This is a genomic window from Sphingobium wenxiniae (assembly GCF_007830065.1).
Lineage (GTDB): Bacteria > Pseudomonadota > Alphaproteobacteria > Sphingomonadales > Sphingomonadaceae > Sphingobium > Sphingobium wenxiniae.
Map to the genome: position 1 here is coordinate 1 of NZ_VLKK01000045.1, position 6726 is coordinate 6726.

A 6726-nucleotide genomic window follows, 5' to 3' on the forward strand; every position below is an offset into this window, starting at 1 on the left:
TCGGCTTAGACACCCAGTTCCTAATTCAGATCAGAGGCTTACGCCACTCCCGCCAACCCTTCAGGACACTTTTGGTGAATAAGGCGGGCTAGCAGTCGTTGGCACCGACGGTGGCGGGTCTATCGGCTCACCGGCGAAATGCCGAACTTCTGACTTACTCTTGTTGAACGACATGCCCGGTAATTTACGAAGCGCATCATCGATTTGCTTGGCGACTTCATCTGGATTTTTGTAGGCGAAGATCAGTATGTCATCGGAATAGCGAAAGTAGCGGTAGACCCCGGGAATAGAACGAATGGCATCGTCAAACTGCTGCATCGATAGCTCGACGAGAATCGTTGTCAGGCCGATTCCTCGCGGCAGACCAGAGTCGCGCATGCCACAATGATGTTCATAAAATTGATGCAGATAATGTCTGACAGATCGTGGAACTGCCGTGTCATAAAGCAGACGGCTACGCACGGGTTCCAGTGGGATCGTTTCGTAGAATGAAGAAAGATCTCGTCGTATTACATGAATGGGGGTTTGGTCGAACATGGCCTCCAGCACGCCGCGCACGATCCTGTCGCGACTATTAGTAGCGACACGAAATCGACGCGCGACGTAATTTGCGACTGCGCGAATGACAATATTTTCGGGGTATTCATTGTATGCTACGCACTGCTTCCGCTTTACCTTGGCAAGGACAAAGCTGCCCAATGGTACAATTTTTAGAGCAGCATTCGCGGCGATCTGCGCAATGATCGTTTCGCCATCCCTGTCCAGCTCTATGCCGAATCGCCGACTGTCGCCGGATCGAACCAAACGCGACAAGCGACGCGCCGAAAATATGCTTTCCAACACCGATGACTATCCCCCTTGCTAGACTGTCGCCGAAATAAAACGTTCATTCAAGGGGTTGAATTTCGCAGCTAGCTACTTGGTGCAGGCGTAATCCCGATAACGATAAAGGGCATTACGCAAAGCCTTCGAGGAATTTGGATCATCTACGATCTCACCGAGGCGAGGGACGATCTCCTCGATATCTGTCACGTGGGCAAGGTTCACTTTCAGAACGGCTTCGATGCGTCGGCAACGGGAGATGACATCACCGACCGCCCTAGCACCCAACGATCCTGAATAGTCATTTTCCAGATAGTGCCGAAAACCTTCATCATCCATCGCCCCGCCTCTCCGCTGCAAGATATTCCTATTGCTCAAATAGTTCTTGCAGACGCACGTCAAGCGACAATGCCAACCGGCCCAGTACACTCACGGATGGGTTGCGCCTCCCAGCTTCAATGCCGCGCAGATAGGTGACGTCGATCTCGGCATCATGCGCCACTAGCTCTTGGGTCAGCTTCCGCTCGACCCGAAGCCTCCGCAAGTTTGCGCCGACGATCTTATTCCAATCCATCGAGCAGGTTGGAGCCGCGTCGGCGAAAAACCTCTAGGGACTATAGTCCCTGTTTTCGATTGACACATAATTCTGGCGCGGCAGTGTCGCGCCATGTTCGATTTATGGGCCTCTGAGCATTCGACGTTGCGGGAAAAGGTGCTGGAGCACGCCTTTCTCACCGAGCTTTCCAAGGTACTCCTGCTCGACCATGGGGTGCCCCTGGAAATTCTGCGGGCCGAATTTGACGCGAACGGATATGATGTGGCCATCGAGGTCAACGGCATTCTGCGCCATATCCAGTTCAAGGCTATGCGACTGGGCGGCAAGCGCCGTCACGTTGATGTCGCGCAAGCACTTGCGGCCAAGCCAAGCGGATGCGTCGTCTGGTTTGTTGCGGACCCAGCCAGCCTAGCGCTAGGACCGTTCTATTGGCTTGGTGGGGGCCCGGGCGAGCCGCTGCCCGATCTCGGATTGAAAGTGGCGCGTCATAGCAAGCCAAACATGAACCAGGAAAAGAAGGAACGCGCTGCTTACCGGCAAATTGCCATCGCGAAATTCCAGCGGTTGGAAACCATGCAAGATGTGGCCATGGCCCTATTCGGTACGCTTGGCGCGCTCGCGACGCCGCATTCATATGGTATGAACGCAGCCATGATGGAAGACAGACATGAAAACGAGGGCCCGGTCGGCGTAGTCGAACCTGTCACTGGGATGGACGCTCCGCGTCAGGTGATACGATACGAGCGCCGGAATGGTAAAATCTTCGCCACCTGGATCGCGCCTTCCGGCGTCATCGCCAGTGGCGAGGTCCCGTTGTTCCAAGAAGGCGACGGATTCTATGATGTGTTCGGGCAGTTCCTGGGCGACAGCTAGCCGCCAAAATGAAACGGGGAGCAGCCGTGCGGCTGCTCCCCGCCAAGATCAATCGACAGCGCGAGCGGCCTCATTGCGGACGACTGAACGGTCATCATCGGCGTCGCAGGATTCAATTTCCTCGGCAAGGTCGAGCAGGCCGATCAGGGCCTGGGCGTTACGCCGGGCGATCTTGACCTGCTCATCCCAATATTCGTCCTCCGGCCATACCTCGGTCCTGATCCAGACCCGCTTTGCCCCGCGGCCAAATTCGGTGACCGCCCGATCTGGCTTGTATCCATGCCTCCTGAGCGCCGCCGTGCACTCGCCCAGTTCAACTCTGCCGAACGTTTCCTGGTCCCTGCCGGTCATATAAATGTAGAGGGTCAGTGGCGTCAACATCTGCTCGCCCGCCATCGCCTTCCGGAACAGGTCGTCACGGCCCTTGTACGTGATCGGGATCGTCTGGCCACGCTCGATGATGTCGAGGGCGCGCAGGCGGTTGATGGTCCTTTCCTTATACTTCGTCATCGTCACCATCCTCCGCATAGAGGGCTTCAGCCTGCTGCTGGCGAAGGGCCTGCTCGATCATGTTCGTGCCGTCCGCGCGGCCCGTCTCGAAGTCGCGATCGCGGCGCGCAATATCCACCGCCATGGTTTCCACCTCATTCAGCGCCTTACTGATTTCACGCCATTCTTCTCCGACGATTGCATTGGCCAATTCGTTGACGTCGAACGGCCGCTTTTCCGGAGCCAGGGAGAAGACGCGTGAAGCAAGCGCAGCGCCGAGATCCTTGTCGCCGGTCGCCGCCGCCAGTTCCGCAAGGGAAAGCAGTTCCGCGGGGCCAGAGTTCTCGATCTGCTGCATGATCCGGCCGCGCTTCTCGCTGCCCAAGGTGTACCGCGCAAGCATCTGGGCGGGCGACCGATAGTGCGGCTTGGCGGCGATGGCCGTAGCGCGCATCTCGGCAGCCGAACGGACATGCGCCGTGCGGGCATCGGCGGTCTGTTCCTTGATGTCACCGCGGAAGGCGGCGAGTCCCTGAGCAATCGCGACATCGCGCGACGGGGAGGGCACATCCTTGAGATTGCTCCTGAGCGTCTCGTGCCGGATTTCGACCTTCGCCTGCGTCGCGTCGATTAGCTTGTTGAGCTGGTCGCGGTTGACCTGCGCGCGGTCCCGCAAAGAGCGGACGTCGCCGACTGTGAGCCACGACGTCCCTAGGCGTAACTTCTTCGCCATTCCATGTCCTTCCTGCAGTTGCATCTCGCGACGGCAAACGGACTGGGTTGGCCAGGGTCATCCTGGTGTTTTGGTCCCGCCATCGCGGATCGGCAAACCCATTTGGTTCACCTCACTCCGATGAATTAGATCGAACTGCGCGTTGATCGAACCATCACCGCCGTCGACCGGCCGACGGCGGCCTAACGGTTTTTACCTTCCCAGATGGCTGCGACAGAACCTATCGACCATCGACTTGGGCAATCCTGACACCAAGGCGGCAAGCGCGATTTCTGCGGAGCCGCACTCAAGGAAAAGTTCACGGGCAGATGCACGGGCCTTAGCGGCCCGCTTGACACCGATCGGCGTCAATCCGAGCGATGACCGCTTCATCTGTTCCAGATCGTCATGAGTGACGGTGACGGCCGCGGGGTGAGCCCTGATCTTCTTCCTCATGCCTCGATCACCTTCAGATAAGTGAAGGGGCCGCTACCGCAGGCAGCCAGTACCAGTTCCGCAACATCCCGATCAAAGAGGGTGTCCTGCAATTCGCGCAGCGCATTATAGGCCCGCGTCGCTACGCCCATCACATGGATCTGGTCATTCTCGACATCGACTTCGCCCCAGGGACCTTCGTCACGCTTATGGGTCGTCCTGATCTCAAAGCCGCTCTGAACAGCGATCCACGCATTAGCGACAGCCCTATAGGCATCGTGCTCAACATTCTGCATCTTTAGTGCTCCGTTCCAAGGTTGTGTCCTCTTGAGACGGGCATCCTCATAGACACATTTTTGACGGATTCCACAAACCTCTGGACATCGGCGAGACGTAATGGTCACAACTGTCTACCATGAAAGATCGAACTTGGGATGAGATCAGCGAGGAGGCGAAGCGGGCCTCTTATGCGGACTGGCGCAAGAACGGCGTCGCAGGAACTTTCCCAAGAAAGGAAGAACTCATTCGTAGCTACGCGCGCCATCTCCTAGCCAGGGGCGAAAAACCCACGCGCGAGCGGATAGAGGAGATGTTGGAAGCAACAGGGCGGGGATACGCACGGAGCCGGTGCTATATGAGTCGCGCCTTGCGCGGCGGGCCGAATGGCAGTTGGGGCGACCTTGCCCCGCTCAAGTTGACGAAAGGAGGCGCGCATCGGGTGATTGCCGGAGGGGAACCATTTCACAGTATCCGAGCGGCCGCCGAGGCCCATGGCGTCGCGGTAGAGACCGTCCGCAAGCGCATCCGGGCGGGCCCGGACGGCTGGGGATATGCCGAGGATTAAAAGCCGCGTTGCGTCCAGCGCGGTCGGTCATAGATTACGCCGTACCGAATAGCGTCGGCGGCGTGATCCGGTCCATCGCTGTCCAAATCCTCGATGTCCCGCTGGTCGCGGGCAAGGACCGGCAGCGTGGCCCACGCGTACGTGCAGAGTGTGGAAATGTAGAGGCCGGGCGCGTCCGGCGTACCCGTCCGACTGAGCATGGTGCGCATCCGCTCCCAGCCCGTCCGCCGCGAGCCCTTTCCTGCGGGTTCGAACCAGACGCCCGCCTGGCTAAACTCATCGGCGATGGTCGCGGCCGTGTAGCCCCTCGCCTTCGCAAAACAGGCATCATCGGCGCAGCCCTCCGGCTCGACACCCCACCGTTCGCACATCTTTATGATGGCCTCCGCCAAGCGGGGCACCGTCCAGCCCAATCCCTCCGTCAGCTTGTTCGGCCGATTGGTGGCCAGTTCATCAACCACGATGACGGAGCCGCGCGGATACCACTCGCCGTCTGGCCCATTCGCGCCAGGGGAACGGGCCATGAGGTACGTTGCCGATGGGGACGATGTACCGAAGTCATGGCTGAGCCAAGTTTCCCAGCTTTTCGGGATTTCCGGCCAAGGCTGCGTTTTGCAACGGACAGGGTCCAAGCATCCAGCGAAAAACGCGCCGCGGGCAACCGACCAATCGCCATCCGTCCAGGCGCGCAGGAGGTCCTCGTCCCCTGCGCAGGCGGCGCGAAGCTGGCGCATATAATCCTCATGGTCGAGATGTGGATTATCACGGAAGGTGGAATTTGCCTGGACGCACCAGCCGCCCTGCTCCAACTGGAACGGCGCCCACTGCTTCGACGGCAGCACATAGCGCGAGGCCACCCACTGATGACCGACATTGCCAGGGTTGGCCGCATAGATCGTTCGGAGCGGAATACCCTGAGGGCCGCGCAGGTTGCTGCGCAACATGTCGATGACGAACGGGTCTGCCCATTGCGTCAATTCATCCACGACAATTAACGTGAATGATCGACCTTGCACCTTGTCATAATCCTTCGGCCCGTCAATCTGGGCAAGCTCGACATAACCATATGGCAGACGCCAGACATGCTCCTGACTATTGTACGACGCGCGGGTGCCATATGCCTGCGAGAAGATGCCGCGCAGGACCAATTCGAAGTCTGCCAAGCCCTTGTACGACTTGCGGACGAACAGGACGCGCGCCTTCTCCCGATACAGTTCCAGGTGCCGCAGGATGAGCAGGCTGATGTTGTGCGACTTGCCGCCGCCGCGCCCACCGCCCAGGAAAAGGTCAACCATCTCGGGGACGGCCATGACCTTTGCCTGGAATGGCGTGGGTTCGATGATTTCGACCTCACGCATCGGGCACGTCCACCGCGATCATGCGCTGATATTCCTCCAGCGAGGCAGTTGGCCCCGGAAGATTGATCTGGATGGCCACCCGGTTATCATCGGCACCGTGCACGGCACCGTGGTCGCGGTAGCCATGGCGGGTCTTCAGCGCGAACATGAGGGCGGTGAGGTCGCCATCCTTGGCCTTTTCGATCAGCACATTCCGAAGCTCGATCTCCTCCATCGCGAGGACTTCGGATAGGGCGGAGGCAATTTCGTCATCCTCCGCCTTCACACGCATCCATGTGCGGTAATTGACCCGGAGGGCGCGGGCGATGGATATGCCGGAGGCACCACGGCGGATGGCCCTGATGACCTTTGCCCGCTCCTCGTCGGTCAACGCGAACTTGTTGCCTCGGCCCCAGCCCGGCACTTTTCCGGCAGGAATTTTGTCCAGGCTCACGCCTGTTCCTCGGTGCTCGATCCGGTGTTTGTCGTTTGCGGCGGCGCTCAATGCCTTGGTTTCCTTAGCGTTCGGCCGCCAATACCGACTGACTAAATATCAGTGGGGCTTGTTGATTTCCACTGAGAGTTGACCCGGGAGGGGCATAAGTTTCCACTGAGAAGTGACCCATGTTTTGACTTCCCTCTGGCTGATTGGTCGGAG

11 protein-coding genes are annotated in these 6726 nt (G+C 58.9%); 2 read left to right on the top strand and 9 right to left on the bottom strand.

Annotated features, from left to right (window positions below):
* Positions 1-60: 60 nt before the first annotated feature.
* The 3 genes from IQ35_RS20260 to IQ35_RS20270 all read right to left on the bottom strand — a co-directional run bounded on the left by IQ35_RS20260 (position 61) and on the right by IQ35_RS20270 (position 1396).
* Complete coding sequence (locus tag IQ35_RS20260) at positions 61-843, bottom strand: RNA-directed DNA polymerase (protein WP_145076071.1); 783 nt, start codon at positions 841-843, stop codon at positions 61-63.
* Positions 844-915: 72 nt separating this feature from the next.
* Positions 916-1161, bottom strand: a complete 246-nt coding sequence (locus IQ35_RS20265; protein ID WP_145076074.1) for a hypothetical protein — start codon at positions 1159-1161, stop codon at positions 916-918.
* Positions 1162-1189: 28 nt separating this feature from the next.
* A complete protein-coding gene (locus IQ35_RS20270) occupies positions 1190-1396 on the bottom strand; it encodes a helix-turn-helix domain-containing protein (RefSeq protein WP_145076077.1) in 207 nt (68 codons plus the stop codon).
* Positions 1397-1489: 93 nt separating this feature from the next.
* Between IQ35_RS20270 and IQ35_RS20275 the strand changes: the two genes are divergently transcribed.
* Positions 1490-2251: a hypothetical protein gene (locus tag IQ35_RS20275; RefSeq protein WP_145076080.1), complete on the top strand. Its 762-nt coding sequence runs from the start codon at positions 1490-1492 to the stop codon at positions 2249-2251.
* Between the two features lie 48 nt (positions 2252-2299).
* On the opposite strand, the gene IQ35_RS20280 is transcribed toward IQ35_RS20275, so the two are convergent.
* From IQ35_RS20280 to IQ35_RS20295, 4 genes are all read right to left on the bottom strand, one after another.
* Positions 2300-2761, bottom strand: a complete 462-nt coding sequence (locus tag IQ35_RS20280; RefSeq protein WP_145076083.1) for a hypothetical protein — start codon at positions 2759-2761, stop codon at positions 2300-2302.
* Positions 2748-3473 (bottom strand): hypothetical protein, encoded by a 726-nt coding sequence (locus tag IQ35_RS20285; RefSeq protein ID WP_145076086.1) that lies wholly within the window; start codon positions 3471-3473, stop codon positions 2748-2750. The genes IQ35_RS20280 and IQ35_RS20285 overlap by 14 nt, the downstream gene beginning before the upstream one ends.
* Positions 3474-3665: 192 nt before the next feature.
* Positions 3666-3908: a hypothetical protein gene (locus IQ35_RS20290; protein WP_145076089.1), complete on the bottom strand. Its 243-nt coding sequence runs from the start codon at positions 3906-3908 to the stop codon at positions 3666-3668.
* The gene (locus tag IQ35_RS20295) at positions 3905-4183 is read right to left on the bottom strand and encodes a hypothetical protein (protein WP_145076092.1); all 279 of its coding nucleotides are present in this window, start codon (positions 4181-4183) and stop codon (positions 3905-3907) included. Before IQ35_RS20295 ends, IQ35_RS20290 begins: the two co-directional genes overlap by 4 nt.
* Before the next feature lie 338 nt (positions 4184-4521).
* Between IQ35_RS20295 and IQ35_RS20300 the strand changes: the two genes are divergently transcribed.
* Positions 4522-4731 (top strand): hypothetical protein, encoded by a 210-nt coding sequence (locus tag IQ35_RS20300; RefSeq protein WP_145076095.1) that lies wholly within the window; start codon positions 4522-4524, stop codon positions 4729-4731.
* On the opposite strand, the gene IQ35_RS20305 is transcribed toward IQ35_RS20300, so the two are convergent.
* Positions 4728-6089, bottom strand: a complete 1362-nt coding sequence (locus IQ35_RS20305) for a phage terminase large subunit (protein ID WP_145076098.1) — start codon at positions 6087-6089, stop codon at positions 4728-4730. The genes IQ35_RS20300 and IQ35_RS20305 overlap by 4 nt on opposite strands.
* The gene (locus tag IQ35_RS20310) at positions 6082-6573 is read right to left on the bottom strand and encodes a hypothetical protein (protein ID WP_145076101.1); all 492 of its coding nucleotides are present in this window, start codon (positions 6571-6573) and stop codon (positions 6082-6084) included. The genes IQ35_RS20305 and IQ35_RS20310 overlap by 8 nt, the downstream gene beginning before the upstream one ends.
* Positions 6574-6726 lie beyond the last annotated feature (153 nt).